This is a genomic window from Ruegeria sp. HKCCA5763 (genome assembly GCF_013034545.1).
Classification (GTDB): domain Bacteria; phylum Pseudomonadota; class Alphaproteobacteria; order Rhodobacterales; family Rhodobacteraceae; genus Ruegeria.
Genome location: NZ_WQGF01000003.1, coordinates 378,492 through 397,597, shown reverse-complemented (window position 1 = coordinate 397,597; position 19,106 = coordinate 378,492). Strand labels below are relative to the sequence as shown.

Below are 19,106 nucleotides of genomic sequence, written 5' to 3'. Positions count from 1 at the left end.
GTTTTTCGGCCCGTGAATCACGCAACCAAACGGAAATCAATGGGTCCTGAGCCTAGCGCTGGTTTGAGCATCTTCGGCACTTTGTAGTGCAGCAGAAGAATTATTTTTAACATCTTCCAACGCATCGTTTAATGCAGATGAAACCTCAATCGCTTCTAGCAATTCATCACGCAAAACACCCGTGGCTTCCACAGCAGTTTCGAGCTCGGAAATGCGATCTTCCAGCAAACGAAATTCATTCATTGAAGATTCAAGCCTATTGAGTTCTTCTGCCAACTCGGCATGCGATGCTCGGCTACCGTTTGCGATTTCATCTATGCGCCCATTTAACGATGTAAATAAAGTGCGTAGAGCTTCGCCACTAAAGGTAGTTTCTTGCGCACTGGCGAACGGCGCAAACATAGACAGAGCAACTAGAATAATTGCTGAAAATTTCATCAAATATCTCAACGGGCTTCTCCCTTAGTTACTTGATCACAGGCACCGAAAGTTGTTCGATCAGGCTGTCCTCGATTGCCGCGGGCTGCGTATAGGCCTGAAAGACAAAACTACCTTCGAGGTCCTTCCAAACTGTGACTTCAATATGCCAGCGTGTAACAGGAACGGTCTGGGACGGTCGCCAGCGATAAGCTGGCACATCCGGGTAAGATGCAACCAGCGTCTCCGTGCCATCCGGCGAGACATGTAGCCATCGAAGATAGATGTCTGGGTGCTGGCGAGCACCATCTGGAGCCCATGTCAAATCCGAATACACGTGAAGAACTTCCGTACCCAAAGCAGTGAATTCGATTTTGTCCAATGGGGTGCAAGACCGGAACTGACCTGATCGGTAGTTTTGACAAATCTTGAAGAATGCAGTGTCCGCTTCAGCAGACAAAGGGATAAGAAAAAAAGAGCAAGCCAGTCCAAAAGAACTTTAACGTCATCACAATACCCAACCTGAATCGTCTTGGTTTTTGGTCCCTAAAACCTGTCTTACACATTAGATTGCGGCTATCAGTTATTTCAATAATGTTAATGCTGTCTCGGGTCACACGAGCATCATGACGGAAGCCGACTTTAGGTTTGGGGTTTTGTTCGCTCGCCAGCCAACCGATACCTGATTTTGAACGTCCGGAACCTGCAGTTTGCAACTTGCCTCACAGTCAAATCCTCAATGTTCGGTGAAGGTCCGATAAGGGACTCAAAACGCCCGCCAAATGGCGGGCGTTTCGTTGTTTTCGCGCGTAGAACTTACATCTTCGCCTTCTCCGACTTTAGCGCCAGCCACAGGCAGTAGCACATTATCAGGACCACTAGCGTGAACGGTATCCCTGTTGAAACCGCAGCACCCTGCAGGGCGGACAACCCGCCTCCAAGCAGCAGGGCGATGGCCACCAGGCCTTCGAGCGTGCACCAGAACACGCGCTGTACAACTGGCGCATCCATCTTGCCGCCCGCCGTAATCGTATCGATTACCAGCGAACCCGAGTCGGACGAGGTGACAAAGAACACCACGATCAGGATCAACGCGATGGGCGCGACGATGCCATAAAGCGGCAGCTCTTTCAGGAAGCCGAACAGCGCGCCTTCGGGGGCGTAGCTGTCGATCACGGTGGCGCGGACACCTTCCGCTCCGCCTGCGTTCAGCATGTCGATGGCTGCACCGCCGAAGGTCGACATCCACAGGGCGCAGACTGCCGTCGGGGCCAGCAGCGCGCAGAGGATGAACTCTCGCACCGTGCGTCCCTTGGAGATGCGGGCGATGAACATGCCTACAAACGGCGACCATGCGATCCACCAGGCCCAGTAGAAGGTCGTCCAGCCGTGGAAATAGCTGGTGTCTTCTCGCCCGAACGGGTTCGACAGCGCCGGAAGGTGCGTCACGTAATCCACCATCACGTTGAAATACCGCGCGACGGCTGTGCCAACGCCGGTGACAACAATGACGAAAAGGAACAGGCCCACAGCCATGATCATGTTGATCTCACTCAGCCGTTTCACGCCTGCATCCATGCCCATAAGGACTGATCCCAGCGCGATCATGGTGATGCCGATGATCAGCAGCACGGTCACGGTCGGACTGGGTTCGATGCCGAACACCTCGTTCAGCCCCGCCGCAACTTGCTGCGCCCCAAGACCCAAAGAGGTCGTCAGGCCGAACAACGTCGCAAACACCGCAAGCGTGTCGATGATATGGCCCCACCAGCCCCAGACACGCTCGCCCAGGATTGGATAAAAGGCCGAGCGCAGGGTCAGTGGCAGATTCAGGTTATAGGCAAAAATCGCAAGGCTCAGACCCACAGCGGCATAGACCGCCCAGCCTTCCAGCCCCCAATGATGGATTGTGCCGACGATGCCGATGTATTCATTGCCCGGAACGGCAATATCAATGCCCAAGGGCCGCGCATTCCCGCTTTCGGCAAAGTTATAATAGACCGGCTCCATCACGCCAAAGAACAGCAGACCGATACCAATACCGGCGGCGAACATCATCGCGATCCATCCGGCATAGGAATAGTCAGGCTTGGCATCCTTGCCGCCGATCCGAACACTGCCGACCGGCAGAATGATCAGAACCAGACAAAACAGGGTAATTGCGTCGACCGAAAGAACCAGGAACCAGTCAAACGTGCTGGTCAGCCAGGGCCGGAGCCAGCCGAAGAAAGAAGCCGCAGCCTCTTGGTTGGCCAATGCGATCAGAACGAACGCAAAGATCAAAATACTCGAGATCAGAAAGACCGGGTTGTGAATATCCAGACCAAATGGCCGGACGTTATCCTGACCCAGCTCATATTCCGTTTCGAAGTCGTAAATCCGGGGGTCCGGATCCAGCATCTTCTTTGTTTGTGCCATTCGATTGCCCTTCTGTTCGCTTTTTGCAAACGCCAAGGTATTCGGTCGGCGGACGGTTATGAGATAGTTACCCCCTTGGCGCGTTTCCGTCATTTCGACCGCAGGCTGGTTCGTAAGAGCTTATACAGCCTTGCTATTTTTTCAATTGCATTCGATCTCACCTATGTTAGCGATAAAATTTTTTTGCGATTTATTATCCCCTGCCCGGAAAAAACGCCCTGTTTCACGACGTTCAGTTTCATGCCCTGACCTGAAAATTACGTACAAAAGGAAAGCTTCGATCTGTCTCAGCATGATCCGGCCGCCGGATGCGGTTTCTCTTTCCTTCCAACGCATTCTCATGTATGCGCGCGTTATCTGAGACGTTGTGCCCTGACCCTGGCACTCGAATGGAAGATAAAGTGGGGTCGGCGGCAATGGGGCCGCCATGCAAACCGGAGACCCGCAGGGGCGGGAGTGCTCCGTTCTAGGATACGCATATGTTTGATGTAACGAAGAAATCGATTCAGTGGGGCGAAGAGACGCTGACACTGGAAACCGGCAAGGTTGCCCGTCAGGCCGACGGCACCGTGATTGCCACGCTGGGCGAAACCAGCGTCATGGCCAACGTGACCTTTGCCAAGCAACAAAAGCCCGGTCAGGACTTTTTCCCGCTGACCGTACACTACCAAGAAAAATACTATGCCGCCGGTAAGGTTCCGGGTGGCTTCTTCAAGCGCGAAGCGCGCCCGACCGAAAAAGAGACGCTGACCGCGCGTCTAATCGACCGTCCGATCCGCCCGCTGTTCGTTGACGGCTTCAAGAACGAAGTTCTGGTGATGTGCACCGTGCTGTCCCACGATCTGGTCAATGACCCCGACATCGTTGCAATGATCGCTGCTTCGGCTGCCCTGACCATTTCGGGTGCCCCGTTCATGGGCCCGATCGCTGGTGCCCGTGTTGGTTTCGTGGATGGCGAATACGTCCTGAACCCGACCGTGGACGATATGCAGGACCTGCGCCTGAACCCCGAACAGCGTCTGGACCTGGTTGTGGCCGGTACCAAAGACGCCGTGATGATGGTGGAGTCGGAAGCTTATGAACTGTCCGAAGCCGAAATGCTGGGCGCCGTGACCTTTGCGCATGAGCAAATCCAGCCGGTCATCGACCTGATCATCTCGTTGGCCGAAGAAACCGCGAAAGAGCCGTTTGAGTTCGTCGCTCCCGATTACTCGGAGCTGTACGCCGCTGTTTCCGCTGCCGGTGAAGAACAGATGCGCGCCGCCTTCGCGATCACCGACAAGCAAGAGCGCACCGCAGCTGTTGCCGCTGCCCGTGAAGCGATCAAAGAAGCGCTGACCGAGGAACAGCTGGAAGACGCCAATCTTGGCTCGGCGATGAAAAAGCTGGAAGCCGGTATTCTGCGCGGTGACGTCGTCAAAGGCGGCAAGCGCATCGACGGTCGTTCGACCACCGATGTGCGCGCCATCGAAGCCGAAACCTCGCTGCTGCCCCGGACCCACGGTTCCGCCCTGTTCACCCGTGGTGAGACACAGGCGCTGGCTGTAACCACGCTGGGCACCGGTGACGACGAACAGTTCATCGACGCGCTGCATGGCAACTTCAAATCGAACTTCCTGCTGCACTACAACTTCCCTCCATATTCGGTGGGTGAAGTTGGCCGCGTTGGTTCGCCCGGCCGTCGTGAAATCGGCCACGGCAAGCTGGCATGGCGCGCGCTGCAAGCGGTTCTGCCTGCGCCAACCGACTTCCCCTATACCGTTCGCGTGGTGTCGGAGATCACGGAATCCAACGGTTCCTCCTCGATGGCTTCTGTCTGCGGTGGTTCGCTGTCGATGATGGACGCAGGTGTTCCGCTGAAAGCACCGGTTGCCGGTGTGGCCATGGGTCTGATCCTGGAAGATGATGGCGACTATGCTGTTCTGACCGACATTCTGGGTGATGAAGACCACCTGGGCGACATGGACTTCAAAGTGGCAGGTACCGAAAACGGCATCACCTCGCTGCAGATGGACATCAAGGTCGCAGGTATCACCCCGCAGATCATGGAAACCGCTCTGGCACAGGCCAAAGAGGGCCGGATGCACATTCTGGGCGAGATGGGCAAAGCCCTGTCCGAGACCAACGAATTCTCGGTCCACGCCCCGCGCATCGAAACCATGAACATCCCGACCGATAAGATCCGCGAAGTGATCGGCTCGGGCGGTAAGGTCATCCGCGAGATCGTGGAAACCTCGGGTGCTAAGGTCGACATCAACGACGACGGTGTCATCAAGATCGCATCGCCCGACGGTGAATCGATCCAGAAGGCTTATGACATGATCTATTCGATCGTGGCCGAACCGGAAGAAGGTCAGATCTACACCGGTAAAGTGGTCAAGATCGTCGATTTCGGCGCCTTCGTGAACTTCTTTGGCAAGCGCGACGGTCTGGTCCACGTGTCCCAGATCGAAAATCGCCGCCTGAACCATCCGTCAGACGTTCTGAAGGAAGGTCAGGAAGTGAAGGTCAAGCTGCTGGGCTTTGACGATCGCGGCAAGGTCCGCCTGTCGATGAAAGTCGTCGATCAGGAAACCGGCGAAGAGGTCGTTCCCGAGAAGAAAGAAAAGAAAGAAGACGCAGAGTAATCTGTAACTTTCTTCAAGCTCGAAAGGCCCCGGCACTGTCCGGGGTCTTTTTTGTTTGGAGATGTCATCAATCACGCCCCCATACTCTGGCCTTGGTAAATCAACCATTAACGATTCTTAAACGTATTAGCACAACCTTAAGGGTAATTTTGTTGCTCTTAGGGATGTTGTGCGACCGTGGCCACGATTACCGTCTATGAAATCAGTGCAGACCCGTTCAGCATGCGCAACGTCGATATCACGGCCGCGTATTCTGTTGAAGTAACTGATAACGACGCGATCCTGGATGACCCGGACCCCGACAGCACCCAATTGGATCTTTCCGGGCTGCCGGGCTTTACCGCCTCGTCTCAGAATTTCAGTACGTTCGAGACATATTCCGGAACGATCAACGGCGCGCCTGTCAGTTTCACCCTGATCCAGTTCAGCAACCCGCGCTATATCATCGTCACTTCGGGGCAGGCTGCGCTGAATGACACCATCGAAGACACCAGCTTTGGCGGCACCGCAACTTCTACCCCGTATCAGAGCCTACCCTCTTTCGTGTGTTTCACCACGGGGTCGCTGATCCTGACGCCCTCCGGGCAGCGCCAGGTGGAAGAACTGGTACCGGGGGATCCTGTCCTGACCACAGATGGGCGCATCCGGCCAGTGCGCTGGATCGGGCGACGGCATTTGTCGACGCAAGAGCTGCGTTCGTCTCCGCATCTGTGCCCAGTGCGCTTGAAGGCGGGCTGTTTCGGGCAAAACGCCCCCACGCGCGATCTGCTGGTGTCGCCGCAACATCGGGTCGCCGTGACATCAGCGATGATGGAGCTGATGCATGGCGAGACCGTGATGCTGACCCCGGCAAAGGCGTTGATCAACGGGCAAAGCATTGTACAGGACCTGCCTGCGCAGGGGGTCGAATATGTTCACATCCTTTTAGATCAGCATGAGCTGGTGAATGTCGAAGGGATCTGGTCCGAATCCTTCTATCCCGGCGACACGACCCTCAGTGCGATGGAACCTGCCACCCTGCGCAGGTTGTTCGACCTGTTCCCAGACCTGTCGCGCGGCGCGCAAGATTACGGGCCAACGGTACTGCCGGTTCTAAAACCCTTTGAGGCCGAAATTCTGAAATCAGAGCTGATGGTTCCAAATTGGCAGACAAGTCCAAACCTGCAGAAGAGGGCCGCCTGACATCATCTAGTGAAAGACGCCACTCGGCCCATGTTTCAGGACGTGCCATTGGCCATAACTGTCTTTCAAATCCAGCTTGATCGCCGCATCTGCGCGTGTTGTGGCGCTGCCGATCTCGGCCACAGAGAATTCGATGCCCCCGGGAATTTCGATGCGTACGCGATGCGCGCCCCCGCCATGTGGGGCTTCTATGGGACGACCCGTCGAGCTCAGCACATCTCCGATGGACACGTGGGCAGTACGCTCTTCCATGTCCATCTCGAACTCAATCGGCAAATAGAGAGTCTCGTGCACCTTATCGCACATGGCACGGAACACGTACCAATGCGTCGCCATCTCTTCTGTTTCTTCTCCATGAAAGACCTTTTCCAGCGCAGCGCGCTGCGCAGGGCTCGCCGCAGGATCAACAATCACCTGCATTTCCCCGCCACCTTCGAAAATCGGCCCTGGCCAGGCATAAATCAGAGCAGCTTTGGCACCGCAAAGATCAGTGTCGCCAAAATGCCCCTTGCCAATCTCAAGCACCTCGAAGCCCCGGCAATCCCCATGCGTGGGCAGTTCTTCGAATTGGCAGGGACAAGCATAACCGCAATTGCAGTTACCGAAGCTTTCTCCTTCAACATACCAATCTGTAAACGCCATGGTTCTCTCCTGCAAAGTACAGTGAAATCCCGATGGCCTTCGCCTGTGGAACAGCCCCCTTCAGCCATACTAGCACATCCCTGCGCAGATCAGAAACCAACCTGCTGCTGTCGAGCGACAACAATTTGATAAAGCGAATTATTCTATCACACGGACCCAATTTAGAGTGATCCGATGTGACCGCCCAAGCCCTTTCCATGCAACGCCAGACACACGATTTACGTGTGGAAACGTTTTGGAACAAAGGACATGATCATGGTTAGTCGTTTCATCCTGACCTCCGCCGCCCTGATGCTGGGCTCAACTGCAGCAACCGCGCAAAGCCTGGGTGACGGCACCTATGTTCAAGGCTTCATTGGCTACAGTCAGTTGCAGGACAGCAATTTCTCTGGCGCGATTGGCGGCGCGACCCAATCTGTCGATACGGATTTTGATGCAGGTTTTGGCCTGGGTGTGGCTATCGGTAAAGAGATCCCGCAGTGGTCCAACGACACGGTCGGAACGCGTATTGAACTGGAATTATCATACCGCGAAAGCGACGTGGATGGTGTAAATTTCTCGGGCAACGGTCCGGCACCGGAAGGCAATATTTCCGGCGACGTGTCGCAAACTTCGCTCTTTGCCAACGTGCTGTTCGACTTCAAACAATCCGGTGCGCTGACCCCGTTTGCAGGCTTTGGTCTGGGCGCGACTTATTCGGATCTGGATTTTGCTTACGGCCCCGGTGTGGCGCTGGATGACAGCGACACTGCTTTTGCGGCTCAGGTGATCGCTGGCGTGGCTTATGACATCAACCCGTCAACCGCCCTTACCGTAGACGCCCGCTATGCCCGCGCCTTTGATGTGTCGTCGCAGCGGTTGGCCCCGAACGGCGCTTTGACGGGAACGGTTGAAGACGACCTGGATACATTCAGCGTTAACTTCGGGCTTCGTTACAAGTTTTGATAAAATCGGGGGTTAGGTTTCTCTCCGGTTTCCCTTCCCCGTTATGCCCTCGCGCCTCTGGTGCGGGGGCATTCTGAAAAAATCGACAAAATAAAGCGCAGATCAAACATTCTGCGGATTGCCATGCGATCAGCAACCGCCAGTTGCATCCGACGCTAAACACATTTTGGGAAAAATTCCTATAGACGCGATTGGGGAGCCAACGGCCCCCCAACTTTCAGCCCGCCTTAGGACGGTGCTTTGGTCTTGCGCAGATATGGGAAGATCGTCTCAAACTCGCCAAACTTGGCCTTGGCATCTTCGTTGGAAACGGTCGGCGGGATAATTACGTCCTCGCCCGGAACCCAATTGGCCGGTGTCGCAACACCCTTGGCTGACATCTGCAGCCCGTCCAGCGCACGCAGGATCTCGGCAAAGTTCCGGCCCACGGTCATCGGATAGGTCATCGACAGCTTCAGTTGCTTGTCCGGGCCGATGATGAAGACTGAACGCACAGTGGCGCTGTCTGCAGGAGTGCGACCGTCCGGCAGATACGCTTCAGCGGGCAGCATATCGAAGGCTTTGGACACAGCCAGTCCGTCATCGGCGATGATCGGGAAACCAGGATTGGCTTTGCCGTATTCTTCGATGTCTTTTTTCCACTTCTTGTGGTCCTCGACCCCGTCGACCGAAACACCGATCACCTTGGTGTTGCGCGCAGCCCATTCGTCATTCAGTTGCGCAACGGCAGAAAACTCGGTGGTGCAAACAGGCGTGAAATCCTTTGGGTGCGAGAACAGAATGGCCCAGCTGTCGCCGATCCAGTCGTGAAACTGAACGGTACCCTGATCCGTTTCTGCTGTGAAATTTGGGACGGTATCGTTGATGCGCAAACCCATGGGGCATCTCCTTTCCTGTTAAAAACCTGAGTCGGTTGCTTGGAACCTAATCACTTTGCGCGCAGGTTAAACCATCCTATGCGTCTAGGGATAAGGAATTTACAGACCTCCCAAGAAAATAATTTGATCAAATTCACTATTGCCCAGTCTAAGTATGGGTGACAGAGTGTGTCCGAAACACCGATTTAAGGCTGAACCTTCAGGAGGGCGCACGATGATCGAAAAACGGGATTTCTATATTAACGGTCATTGGGTCGCGCCGTCGCAGCCCAATGATTTCGAGGTCATAAACCCCTCGACCGAAGAACCCTGCGCAGTGATTTCGCTTGGCGCGGAAGCCGACACAAATGCAGCCGTCGCGGCGGCCAAGGCCGCCCTTCCCGGCTGGATGGAAACCCCGGTGGAAACCCGCATAGCGCTGGTTGAAAAACTGGTGGATCTTTATGCGGCGCGGTCCGAGGATCTGGCGCAAGCCATGTCGCTTGAGATGGGGGCGCCCATCGATCTGGCCCGTTCGGCGCAGGCTGGGGCGGGCATCTACCATCTGAAGAACTTCATTCGCGCTGCCAAAGCATTCGAGTTTGAGCGCCCGCTTGGAGATCACGCACCAAATGACCGGATCATTTACGAGGCTGTTGGCGTTGCCGCGCTGATCACACCCTGGAACTGGCCTATGAACCAGATCACGCTCAAGGTCGGCGCGGCGGCAATTGCGGGCTGTACGATGGTTTTGAAACCGTCAGAACAAAGCCCGTTGAACGCGATGATCTTTGCCGAGATGATGGACGAGGCAGGCTTCCCACCCGGTGTGTTCAATCTGGTCAACGGTGACGGGGTGGGCGTTGGCTCTCAGCTATCGGGCCATAAGGATGTCGATATGGTCAGCTTTACCGGCTCAACCCGTGCTGGCACGGCGATTTCGAAGAACGCAGCCGAGACGCTCAAAAAAGTGCATCTGGAATTGGGCGGCAAAGGTGCCAATGTGGTCTTTGAGGACGCCGACGAGAAGGCGGTCAAACGCGGCGTGCTGCACATGATGCAAAACACCGGCCAAAGCTGTAACGCCCCCAGCCGGATGCTTGTTCAACGCCCGATCTACGACAAGGCAGTGGAAACGGCGGCCGAGGTTGCAAACATGGTCAAGGTTGGTCCCGCAATGGAAGAGGGCCGCCATATCGGTCCGGTGGTGAATGAGGTTCAGTGGACCAAGATTCAGGATCTGATTCAAAAGGGCATTGACGAAGGCGCGCGTTTGGTCGCCGGTGGCACCGGACGGCCCGAGGGGCTGAACAAGGGCTACTATGTCCGCCCGACGGTTTTTGCCGACGCCAACAACCAGATGACCATCGCACGCGAAGAGATCTTTGGTCCGGTTCTGACCATGATCCCCTTCGACACCGAAGAAGAAGCCATCGAGATAGCCAACGACACGCCCTATGGCCTGACCAACTATGTTCAGACCCAAGACGGCGCGCGAGCCAATCGCATGGCGCGGGTCTTACGCTCGGGCATGGTTGAAATGAATGGTCAATCACGCAGCGCGGGCTCTCCGTTCGGCGGCATGAAGCAATCTGGCAACGGGCGCGAAGGCGGTGTCTTTGGTCTGGAAGACTTTCTGGAAATCAAAGCCGTCGGCGGCTGGGCTGCAGAATAAGCCAGATTGCAACGTGAACCAAGCGTGAGGCACCTTAGGATGCCTCACTCTATGTCTCAGGCATCCGCCTGAGCAGCTTCGTACGCCAGCATGGCCCGCTTTACCGGTAGGCCCCAGTGATAGCCGCCAAGGCCACCCGATTTGCGCAGCGCGCGGTGACAGGGGATCAACCAACTAACCGGGTTACGCCCAACTGCCGTTCCCACCGCACGCACGGCTTGTGGCGAGCCTACGCGCTGCGCGATCTCGGAATAGGTGGTGACTTGTCCTGATGGGATATGCATCAACGCTTCCCACACTTTGATCTGCAGGGGCGATCCGATCAGGTAAAGCGGCGTTGGTTCCAACCGGTCGCTGGCAGCCCCAAAAGCGCTGAGCACCCAAGGACGCAAACGCATCGGATCCTCGACGAAATCCGCTTTGGGCCAGCGCGAAATCATGTCCTCCATCGCGGCCTCTTCCCCGGTCTCTGCCCCAAAGGCCATGCCGCAGATACCTTTGTCTGTTCCCATGACAAGCGCAGGACCAAAGGGGCATTCGAACCAACCCCAATAGATCGTGAGACCTTCACCCTTGCGGGCGTATTCGCCGGGACTCATGGATTCCCATTTCAGGAACAAATCATGCAGGCGTCCGCTGCCCGAGAGGCCAACGTTATGTGCCGTTTCCAGCGTGGTGAATCGTTCCCGCAGTAATGCCTTTGCATGGCCTAGTGTCAGGTACTGCTGGTATCTCTTCGGTGACACCCCAGTCCAACGCGAGAACAGACGTTGGAAATGGGCCGGGCTCATATCCATCTGGTGGGCCAGCTCATCAAGGCTAAGGCCCTCGCCGCCCTGATCGATCAGATCGATCGCGCGGCGCATGACGTTGTAGTGGTATCCGCTTTCCGGGGTCTGGACATTCATGGTTCCACCTCATTTCCTGACAAAACCATAGCGCGCAGGCCACGCCCAAGCGACCCGGAACTTGCGCATTGGCTTTGGGCTTGTGTCACGGGACCTTGGGCGGCATTAAGGCCCGGATGGCAAAGCAACTCGATTATCATACGATCCGCGAGATCTTTACGCGCTTTCAGGACGCCGACCGCGAACCCAAGGGCGAGCTGGAGCATGTGAACGTCTATACCCTGGTCGTGGCCGTGGCGCTGTCGGCGCAAGTGACCGACGCTGGCGTCAACAAAGCCACGCGCGAGCTGTTCAAGATCGCCGACACACCACAAAAGATGCTGGACCTGGGCGAACAGGGTCTGATCGAACATATCAAGACCATAGGCCTGTTCCGCCAAAAGGCGAAGAATGTCATCAAACTCAGCCGAATTCTGGTCGAGGACTATGATGGCGAGGTGCCCAACTCACGCGCCGCGTTGCAATCCCTACCCGGTGTAGGCCGCAAGACGGCCAATGTGGTGCTGAACATGTGGTGGCGGCAACCCGCGCAGGCGGTTGATACGCACATCTTTCGCGTAGGCAACCGAACCGGCATTTGCCCCGGCAAGGACGTAGACGCAGTCGAGCGCGCCATCGAAGACAACATACCTGCTGACTTTCAACTACATGCGCATCACTGGCTGATCCTGCATGGCCGGTACCATTGCAAGGCACGCAAGCCGCAATGCCCGACCTGCATCATCCGTGATCTCTGTCGATTCGAGGACAAAACCCAATGAAAACTTACCAACTGACCGGCATCGGAAATGCCGTCGTAGACGTGATTTCCCAGGCCGACGACAGTTTCCTGGAACTGATGGGCATCGAGAAAGGCATCATGCAGCTGATCGAGCAGGAGCGCGGTGAAGTTCTCTATGCCTCGATGGAAGGCCGCGTGCAGACGCCTGGCGGTTCGGTCGCCAACACGATTGCAGGTGCCGGTGCCCTTGGACTGGACGCCGCTTTTATCGGGCGCGTGCATGACGACGCGCTGGGGCGGTTCTATGCGGATGCGATGAACGAAGACGGCGTTGACTTCGTGAACCCCCCGGTCCCGGGAGGAGAGCTGCCGACCTCGCGTTCGATGATCTTTGTGTCGCCCGATGGCGAGCGGTCGATGAACACTTATCTGGGGATTTCGTCCGAGCTGTCTTCGCAGGACGTTTCGGATGATGTTGCAGGCAACAGCCAGATCATGTTCCTCGAAGGTTATCTGTTCGACAAAGAAAAAGGCAAAGCCGCGTTTCTTGAAGCTGCACGTGCCTGTCATAAGGGTGGTGGCAAGGCCGGTATCGCCATTTCCGACCCGTTCTGCGTGGAACGTCACCGGGTCGATTTCCTGTTGCTGATCGAGAATGAGCTGGATTTCGTGATCGGCAACGAGGCCGAGATCAAATCTCTGTTCGAAACCGACGACTTGGAGGAAGCGCTGGCCAAAACAGCCGCAATCTGTCCGCTGGTGGTCTGCACCCGGTCAGGCGACGGTGTCACTGTTCTGAGTGGTGACAACCGCATTGACGTGCCGGTTGAAAAGATTGTGCCCGTGGATGCAACAGGTGCTGGCGATCAGTTTGCTGCGGGCTTCCTGTTTGGCATGGCCACAGGTCGAGATTACGAGACTTGTGCAAAGATCGGCAATGTCTGTGCCCGCGAAGTCATCAGCCATATCGGTCCGCGCCCCGAGGCAAACATGCAGGAATTGCTGCGCGCCGAAGGGTTGCTCTGACCTCGGATCGAATCCTTTTCACAAAATGGATTGGGGCGTCAGCGCCCCAACCCTACCCTTTAGTTAGAAAACAGCGCCAGCCAGATTCCGACGAACATCAGAACCCCACCCAGGTTCACCCAGACGTGCCAAATCGCATAACGAAACGGCAGTGTCTTTTGGGCGTAAAACATCGTTCCAACGACATAGCTGACTGCACCGCCCGCAATGCACCAAAGGGTGGCTGCGGGAACGGTGGTCATGTCTGGGATTGCGCCTAAACCGATACCACCCAAACCAAGGTATGACGCCGTCGACCATCGCGACTTAACCGTCTCATTCGCGATCTTGTTCCAGACGGCTGCGATGGTCAGCCCCCAGCACACCCAAAGCAAGGTCATGGTCCATGCCGTGCCCGCCTGAACGAAGAATGGTGTGAACGTCCCGCAGATACTGGGATAAATCGCGGCGTGGTCGATACGGCGCAACAACTTGCGACGGTCATGCCAGGGCGCGAAATGATAGGCACAAGACGCAAGGTTCGACGCTAGCGCGCAAAGAACATAAACGATGACAGCAAAAAGCAGCGCGACATCCAGACGCTGATAGGCGTTCACGATCAGCAAACCCCCAGCCGTCAGGATCAAGGACAACCCGATCACATGGACAACCATGTCCGCGGTGCGATGCGCGCGTATTGGGCTGGGATAGGTTGTTTGCATCATGACTGGCCAGTTAAAAAACAGCTCTGCGCTAAAGTCCCGCCAAAAGGATGTCCAACTTTCCCAAGCGTCACTTATACGAGCCGAGGTGGTCTTCAAAAGCCGCCAGCACTTGCTCGTACACGTCCCGTTTGAACGGTACGATCTCGTCGATCAACCGATCAGGCGCTTGCCATTTCCATTGTGAAAACTCTGGGTGGTCGGTTTCGATGTTGATCTGGTCATCCTTACCGACAAAGCGCAGTAGGAACCATTTCTGCTCTTGCCCGCGATAGCGCCCTTTCCAGATCCTGGGCACGATGTCCTGCGGCAGATCGTAGAGCAGCCAACCGTCGGTTTCGGCCACGATCTCCACCAGGTCCGAGGTTACCCCGGTTTCCTCCCACAACTCGCGCAGGGCCGCATCGCGCGGGTCTTCGCCTTTGTCCACGCCGCCCTGCGGCATCTGCCACGCGTCTTTGTGGCGATCATTGCGCTGACCCACAAAAATCCTGCCGTCCGCATTTATCAGCATTAGCCCCACACATGGGCGATAGGGTAGCTTGGCGATGTCTTCGGGGGTCATACGGGGCCTCTTCGGGTTGTTCCGCCAACCTCTAACAACCACAGGGGCAACAGCAAAGAGGGTGACGTGGGGTTTCGCGTGACAAAGGTGACGCGAAGGTCAATCTAACTCGCATATTCGGGAGGGAGAGTTTCGCCATGACTGCGTACCCAAACATGCTGGCCCCGCTGGATCTGGGCTTTACTACCCTGAAGAACCGCGTGCTGATGGGCTCGATGCATACGGGGCTTGAGGAAACCGGTGACTGGAACCGGGTGGCTGAATTCTATGCGGACCGGGCGCGCGGCGGCGTGGCGCTTATGGTGACAGGTGGCATTGGTCCAAATCTTGAGGGCTCGGTTCTGCCCGGCGCGTCGATGATGACCAATGAAAAAGAGGTGGCGAACCATTCCATCGTGACCCAGCGGGTGCACGAAGCAGGCGGCAAGATTGCGATGCAGATCCTGCACGCAGGCCGCTATGCCTATGGCCCGAAATGCGTAGCCCCAAGCCCGGTGAAGTCCCCTATCTCTCCCTTTCCGCCAAATGAGCTGGATGAAGACGGCATCGAAAAACAGATCAGCGACATTGTAAACGCCGCCGTTCTGGCCCAACAGGCGGGCTATGACGGGGTCGAGATCATGGGGTCTGAAGGGTATTTCCTGAACCAGTTCCTTGTGACCCATACCAACAAACGCACAGACCGCTGGGGCGGGTCCTACGAAAACAGAATGCGCCTGCCGATTGAGGTCGTGCGCCGCACGCGCGAGGCCGTTGGCCGCGATTTCATCATCATCTACCGCCTTTCGATGATTGATCTGGTCCCCAATGGTTCAACCCATGAAGAAGTGGTGCAACTGGCGCAAGAAGTAGAAAAGGCCGGTGCCACAATCATCAATACCGGCATTGGTTGGCACGAGGCGCGGATTCCGACCATCGCCACCAGCGTCCCGCGTGCAGCCTTTGCTTGGGTGACGAAAAAGTTGATGGGCAAGGTTTCGATACCTGTGATCACCTCAAACCGGATCAACACGCCCGAGGTCGCCGAAGAGGTCTTGGCCACCGGCTGTGCCGATATGGTTTCGATGGCCCGCCCGATGCTGGCGGACGCGGATTTTGTCAACAAAGCAATCGCAGGACAATCTGCGCAGATCGCGCCTTGCATCGCCTGCAACCAGGCCTGTTTGGACCATACATTCAGCGGCAAACTGACGACATGCCTGGTCAATCCCCGCGCCTGTCATGAGACTGAGCTGGTGATTGAGCCCGCCACAACGCAGAAAAACGTTGCCATTGTCGGTGCGGGCCCCGCCGGTCTGTCCACGGCCATGACAGCCGCCCAGCGTGGTCACGACGTGACTTTGTTTGACCGCGCCGCAGAGATTGGCGGACAGTTGAACATGGCCAAACAGGTGCCGGGCAAGGAAGAGTTCTGGGGGCTGGTCGACTGGTATCGCACAATGATGGCCGATCTGGGCGTGAAGGTGGAATTGAACCGTGAGGTCAGCGCCGACGACCTGGCCGGCTTTGACGAAGTGATCATCGCAACCGGCGTCACCCCGCGTGATCCACAGATTCCCGGGCAGGATCGGAAAAATGTCCTCAGCTATATCGACGTGCTGCGTGGCAAGGCCGAAGTCGGCGAATCTGTCGCCGTGATCGGTGCAGGTGGCATCGGCTTTGACGTCTCCGAATTTCTTTTGGAGGACGGGCACAGCGCAACCACCGACTTGCCGCTTTGGATGAAGGAATGGGGCGTGACAGACCCGGCCGAGCACCGCTCGGGCCTTGCGCCAGAAGGGCCTCAACCCAGCGCGCCAGCGCGTCAGGTCACATTGCTACAGCGCAAGAAACAGGCACACGGCAAGGGATTGGGCAAAACCACTGGCTGGATTCACCGTGCAGCGTTGAAGATGAAAAACGTCAACTTCGTGGGCGGCGTGAACTATGAGCGCATTGATGACGACGGCCTGCATGTCAGCTTTGGCGAAGACCGTGCAGACCCCACAGTGATCTCGGCGGATACGATCGTTTTGTGTGCCGGGCAGGTTTCAGACCGGTCGCTCGCGGACGCACTGATCGAACGCGGCGTTACCCCGCACGTAATCGGCGGTGCGGATGTAGCGGCCGAACTGGACGCCAAACGTGCGATCAATCAAGGAACACGATTGGCGGCCGAGCTTTAAGCTTGGTCAGTCGGACAGCGCAAGTTTTACCCCAAGCGCGCCGAAGGCTGTTGCAAAACAACGTTTGATCCAGGCCATCACTGACGGGCGGTGGATTATGTAGTCCCGCGCCAAGGCCGCGCAGGCCCCGTAGGCGATGAATACAACAAAGGTCATCGCCATGAACGCAAGCGCCAGTTGCACCAAAGCCAGCCCCGCATCGCTTGTGTCGGCGGGCAGGAATTGCGGCAGGAACGCAAGGAAGAACAAAGACAACTTAGGGTTCAAAACGTTGATAAGCGTGCCGGTCGTCGCAATCTTTAGGTAGCCTTTACCGGATTTTTCGGCGCTCACTTCCATCGCACCGCCCTCACGGACGATTCCCCACGCCATATAGAACAGGTAGAGCACGCCAAGGTATTTGAGCACCTGAAAGGCCAGCGCGCTTGTATGCAGCAAAGCGGCCAGGCCGATAATGCTGGCTACAGCGGCGGGCACGATCCCAAGTGTACAGCCTGCTGCTGCCGCGACGCTGGCGCGAAATCCTCGGCCAAGCCCAATGGCCAGCGTGTAGATGACGCCGGTACCCGGCAACAGAACAACGATCAAGGACGTAAGAAGAAACTCAAGCGACATGAAACCCCCCGAACACGCGCCGGAGAGTTCCCCACATCAACGCGAAAGTAAACAGGCCCGTGGTTGCTTATTCGACGGTAATCGTAATCACCTCGGACACAATCGGCGGGTTATGCGGCACATGGCCCGCGTCCCCCAGCACCAGTTGCAACGTGTGCTGACCAGGGGGCAGGTCCAGTGTCACCTCGGTCTGACCGCCTCCGAAGTGCATGTGGTTGTCGTCGGCGGGCAGGCCATAGGCCAGCTCATCTGCGCCGTCATCACCCTCACCAATTGGTGGGCGGTTAAGCAGCAAGTGGTGGTGGCCGGTGTTTTCCTTCTCGGTCCCTGCCGGAGCGACACCCATTCCGCTGAGGCCAAAGACAACCGTAACCGGCGATTGCACTGCGTCACCGTCTGACAAATTGACGAAATAGACCTTTGCTTCGGGGTTCGAAGGCGTTTCACCCCCGGCGTGTGCGAAACCCGCAAAAAGGCAAAAGGCAGCGATGGTGAAAACGGTCTTCATGGTCTCCTCCCTTGTCACAAAAATGCCATTCTCAAACTAATAGATTAGTCCAATTGGCCAAAAAACACAGCCACACAGGGGCTGCGGCGCATTTGGAAACCACTGTTTCTGCGTTTCCCATACGCAAACGATCCGATTCAAATCCCTGATATTATCCCATGTATGCCCCGTTTCCGCCCAGATTCAGCGCCATAGTCAGGGAGGAAATCAAGATCTGGGGAACAAGTATGGACCGACTGACTGAAATGGAAGCCTTCGCCAATGTGGTGGACCAAGGTGGCTTCACCGATGCGGCCAAAAAGATGGGCATCTCCAAATCCGCCGTGTCCAAACATGTCTCGAGCCTCGAAGCGCGTCTGGGGGCCCGGTTGCTGAACCGCACCACGCGTCGGGTGTCGCCGACAGAAATCGGCCTTGCCTATTATGACCGCGCACGGCGCGTTCTGAATGACGCGGGCGAGGCAGATTCGCTGGTCACCTCAATGCAGTCGGCCCCATCTGGCCTGTTGCGCATCAGCGTTGCCACGGATTTCGGCGTGAATCACCTGTCCCCCGTTCTGTCCGAGTTCCTGGCCGCCTATCCCGACATCACCGTGAACATGGTTCTGAACAACCGTTATGTCGAACTGATTTCCGAAGGATTTGACGTGGCCGTCCGCATTGGCGAGCTGGAAGACAGCACGTTGCGCGCCCGTAAACTGACTGAAACCGTGAAGCGCATGGTGGTTGCGCCCAGCTACATAGAGCGCTTCGGTCGCCCGCAGAAGATTGATGATCTGAACGAACACAAGCTGCTGCACTATTCCAGCCAGTCCTCGGGCAATGTCTGGAAACTGACGGCACCTTCGGGTGAAAAGCGTCAGGTGCGCACTGCGGGCTGGCTGAGCGTGAATGACGGGCAGTCGCTGCTGAACGCGGCCATCTCGGGGCTGGGGATCGCGTATCTGCACAGCTATCTTTATGCCGATGCGCTTAAATCAGGGCAGGTGGTCGACGCCATGCCATCACTGCCGGATGAGGTTCAGGGCATCTATGCCGTCTACCCACCCGGCCGCTTCACACAACCCAAAGTTCGGGCCTTCATCGACTTCCTGGTCAATTCCTACCACGACAAAGGCCCGATGGACTGGTAAT

At 56.6% G+C, this 19,106-nt stretch carries 18 protein-coding genes; 8 read left to right on the top strand and 10 right to left on the bottom strand.

Going from position 1 to position 19,106, the window contains the following annotated elements; translation table 11 throughout:
• Positions 1-36 precede the first annotated feature (36 nt).
• The 3 genes from GOV89_RS08480 to GOV89_RS08470 all read right to left on the bottom strand — a co-directional run bounded on the left by GOV89_RS08480 (position 37) and on the right by GOV89_RS08470 (position 2,835).
• Positions 37-438: a hypothetical protein gene (locus GOV89_RS08480; protein WP_171237951.1), complete on the bottom strand. Its 402-nt coding sequence runs from the start codon at positions 436-438 to the stop codon at positions 37-39.
• A 28-nt stretch (positions 439-466) separates the two neighbouring features.
• Positions 467-754, bottom strand: coding sequence for a hypothetical protein (locus tag GOV89_RS08475; protein WP_171237950.1), 288 nt, complete (start codon positions 752-754; stop codon positions 467-469).
• Positions 755-1,233: 479 nt separating this feature from the next.
• Positions 1,234-2,835 carry a BCCT family transporter gene (locus GOV89_RS08470; protein ID WP_171237949.1) on the bottom strand — a complete coding sequence of 534 codons (1,602 nt, stop codon included), beginning with the start codon at positions 2,833-2,835 and terminating at the stop codon, positions 1,234-1,236.
• A 479-nt stretch (positions 2,836-3,314) separates the two neighbouring features.
• On the opposite strand from GOV89_RS08470, the gene pnp reads away from it, so the two are divergent.
• Both pnp and GOV89_RS08460 read left to right on the top strand, forming a co-directional pair.
• Positions 3,315-5,462 carry a polyribonucleotide nucleotidyltransferase gene (gene pnp / locus GOV89_RS08465; RefSeq protein ID WP_171178230.1) on the top strand — a complete coding sequence of 716 codons (2,148 nt, stop codon included), beginning with the start codon at positions 3,315-3,317 and terminating at the stop codon, positions 5,460-5,462.
• A gap of 177 nt (positions 5,463-5,639) precedes the next feature.
• Complete coding sequence (locus GOV89_RS08460) at positions 5,640-6,644, top strand: Hint domain-containing protein (RefSeq protein ID WP_171237948.1); 1,005 nt, start codon at positions 5,640-5,642, stop codon at positions 6,642-6,644.
• Between the two features lie 6 nt (positions 6,645-6,650).
• On the opposite strand, the gene GOV89_RS08455 is transcribed toward GOV89_RS08460, so the two are convergent.
• Complete coding sequence (locus GOV89_RS08455; protein ID WP_171178234.1) at positions 6,651-7,286, bottom strand: DUF1326 domain-containing protein; 636 nt, start codon at positions 7,284-7,286, stop codon at positions 6,651-6,653.
• 255 nt (positions 7,287-7,541) lie between these two features.
• Between GOV89_RS08455 and GOV89_RS08450 the strand changes: the two genes are divergently transcribed.
• Positions 7,542-8,231 carry an outer membrane protein gene (locus GOV89_RS08450; RefSeq protein ID WP_171178236.1) on the top strand — a complete coding sequence of 230 codons (690 nt, stop codon included), beginning with the start codon at positions 7,542-7,544 and terminating at the stop codon, positions 8,229-8,231.
• 227 nt (positions 8,232-8,458) lie between these two features.
• Here GOV89_RS08450 and GOV89_RS08445 read toward each other — a convergent pair whose 3' ends face one another.
• Positions 8,459-9,109 carry a peroxiredoxin gene (locus tag GOV89_RS08445; RefSeq protein WP_039543105.1) on the bottom strand — a complete coding sequence of 217 codons (651 nt, stop codon included), beginning with the start codon at positions 9,107-9,109 and terminating at the stop codon, positions 8,459-8,461.
• 214 nt (positions 9,110-9,323) lie between these two features.
• On the opposite strand from GOV89_RS08445, the gene GOV89_RS08440 reads away from it, so the two are divergent.
• Positions 9,324-10,763, top strand: a complete 1,440-nt coding sequence (locus GOV89_RS08440; protein ID WP_171178238.1) for an aldehyde dehydrogenase family protein — start codon at positions 9,324-9,326, stop codon at positions 10,761-10,763.
• A 56-nt stretch (positions 10,764-10,819) separates the two neighbouring features.
• On the opposite strand, the gene GOV89_RS08435 is transcribed toward GOV89_RS08440, so the two are convergent.
• Positions 10,820-11,671 carry a bifunctional helix-turn-helix domain-containing protein/methylated-DNA--[protein]-cysteine S-methyltransferase gene (locus GOV89_RS08435; RefSeq protein ID WP_171178240.1) on the bottom strand — a complete coding sequence of 284 codons (852 nt, stop codon included), beginning with the start codon at positions 11,669-11,671 and terminating at the stop codon, positions 10,820-10,822.
• A 116-nt stretch (positions 11,672-11,787) separates the two neighbouring features.
• Here GOV89_RS08435 and nth point away from each other — a divergent pair, with 116 nt between their 5' ends.
• Positions 11,788-12,432, top strand: a complete 645-nt coding sequence (gene nth, locus GOV89_RS08430; RefSeq protein WP_171237947.1) for an endonuclease III — start codon at positions 11,788-11,790, stop codon at positions 12,430-12,432.
• Entirely contained in the window at positions 12,429-13,418 is a 990-nt protein-coding gene (locus tag GOV89_RS08425) for an adenosine kinase (protein WP_171237946.1), read from the top strand. Before nth ends, GOV89_RS08425 begins: the two co-directional genes overlap by 4 nt.
• A gap of 59 nt (positions 13,419-13,477) precedes the next feature.
• Here GOV89_RS08425 and GOV89_RS08420 read toward each other — a convergent pair whose 3' ends face one another.
• Together GOV89_RS08420 and GOV89_RS08415 are read right to left on the bottom strand one after the other, a co-directional pair.
• Positions 13,478-14,122: a hemolysin III family protein gene (locus GOV89_RS08420; RefSeq protein WP_171178250.1), complete on the bottom strand. Its 645-nt coding sequence runs from the start codon at positions 14,120-14,122 to the stop codon at positions 13,478-13,480.
• Between the two features lie 67 nt (positions 14,123-14,189).
• Positions 14,190-14,684: an RNA pyrophosphohydrolase gene (locus tag GOV89_RS08415; RefSeq protein WP_171178252.1), complete on the bottom strand. Its 495-nt coding sequence runs from the start codon at positions 14,682-14,684 to the stop codon at positions 14,190-14,192.
• Between the two features lie 137 nt (positions 14,685-14,821).
• Between GOV89_RS08415 and GOV89_RS08410 the strand changes: the two genes are divergently transcribed.
• The gene (locus GOV89_RS08410) at positions 14,822-16,849 is read left to right on the top strand and encodes an NADPH-dependent 2,4-dienoyl-CoA reductase (protein WP_171178253.1); all 2,028 of its coding nucleotides are present in this window, start codon (positions 14,822-14,824) and stop codon (positions 16,847-16,849) included.
• Between the two features lie 6 nt (positions 16,850-16,855).
• On the opposite strand, the gene GOV89_RS08405 is transcribed toward GOV89_RS08410, so the two are convergent.
• Positions 16,856-17,464, bottom strand: coding sequence for a LysE family translocator (locus GOV89_RS08405; protein ID WP_171178255.1), 609 nt, complete (start codon positions 17,462-17,464; stop codon positions 16,856-16,858).
• 67 nt (positions 17,465-17,531) lie between these two features.
• Entirely contained in the window at positions 17,532-17,972 is a 441-nt protein-coding gene (locus tag GOV89_RS08400; protein ID WP_171178257.1) for a DUF4399 domain-containing protein, read from the bottom strand.
• Positions 17,973-18,199: 227 nt separating this feature from the next.
• Here GOV89_RS08400 and GOV89_RS08395 point away from each other — a divergent pair, with 227 nt between their 5' ends.
• Complete coding sequence (locus GOV89_RS08395; RefSeq protein WP_171237945.1) at positions 18,200-19,105, top strand: LysR family transcriptional regulator; 906 nt, start codon at positions 18,200-18,202, stop codon at positions 19,103-19,105.
• Position 19,106 lies beyond the last annotated feature (1 nt).

Coding starts and splice junctions, on each gene's coding strand:
- GOV89_RS08480 (WP_171237951.1), bottom strand. CDS start 438: ATGAAATTTTCAGCAATTATTCTAGTTGCTCTGTCTATGTTTGCGCCG.
- GOV89_RS08470 (WP_171237949.1), bottom strand. CDS start 2,835: ATGGCACAAACAAAGAAGATGCTGGATCCGGACCCCCGGATTTACGAC.
- pnp (WP_171178230.1), top strand. CDS start 3,315: ATGTTTGATGTAACGAAGAAATCGATTCAGTGGGGCGAAGAGACGCTG.
- GOV89_RS08455 (WP_171178234.1), bottom strand. CDS start 7,286: ATGGCGTTTACAGATTGGTATGTTGAAGGAGAAAGCTTCGGTAACTGC.
- GOV89_RS08450 (WP_171178236.1), top strand. CDS start 7,542: ATGGTTAGTCGTTTCATCCTGACCTCCGCCGCCCTGATGCTGGGCTCA.
- GOV89_RS08445 (WP_039543105.1), bottom strand. CDS start 9,109: ATGGGTTTGCGCATCAACGATACCGTCCCAAATTTCACAGCAGAAACG.
- GOV89_RS08440 (WP_171178238.1), top strand. CDS start 9,324: ATGATCGAAAAACGGGATTTCTATATTAACGGTCATTGGGTCGCGCCG.
- GOV89_RS08435 (WP_171178240.1), bottom strand. CDS start 11,671: ATGAATGTCCAGACCCCGGAAAGCGGATACCACTACAACGTCATGCGC.
- nth (WP_171237947.1), top strand. CDS start 11,788: ATGGCAAAGCAACTCGATTATCATACGATCCGCGAGATCTTTACGCGC.
- GOV89_RS08425 (WP_171237946.1), top strand. CDS start 12,429: ATGAAAACTTACCAACTGACCGGCATCGGAAATGCCGTCGTAGACGTG.
- GOV89_RS08420 (WP_171178250.1), bottom strand. CDS start 14,122: ATGATGCAAACAACCTATCCCAGCCCAATACGCGCGCATCGCACCGCG.
- GOV89_RS08415 (WP_171178252.1), bottom strand. CDS start 14,684: ATGACCCCCGAAGACATCGCCAAGCTACCCTATCGCCCATGTGTGGGG.
- GOV89_RS08410 (WP_171178253.1), top strand. CDS start 14,822: ATGACTGCGTACCCAAACATGCTGGCCCCGCTGGATCTGGGCTTTACT.
- GOV89_RS08405 (WP_171178255.1), bottom strand. CDS start 17,464: ATGTCGCTTGAGTTTCTTCTTACGTCCTTGATCGTTGTTCTGTTGCCG.
- GOV89_RS08400 (WP_171178257.1), bottom strand. CDS start 17,972: ATGAAGACCGTTTTCACCATCGCTGCCTTTTGCCTTTTTGCGGGTTTC.
- GOV89_RS08395 (WP_171237945.1), top strand. CDS start 18,200: ATGGACCGACTGACTGAAATGGAAGCCTTCGCCAATGTGGTGGACCAA.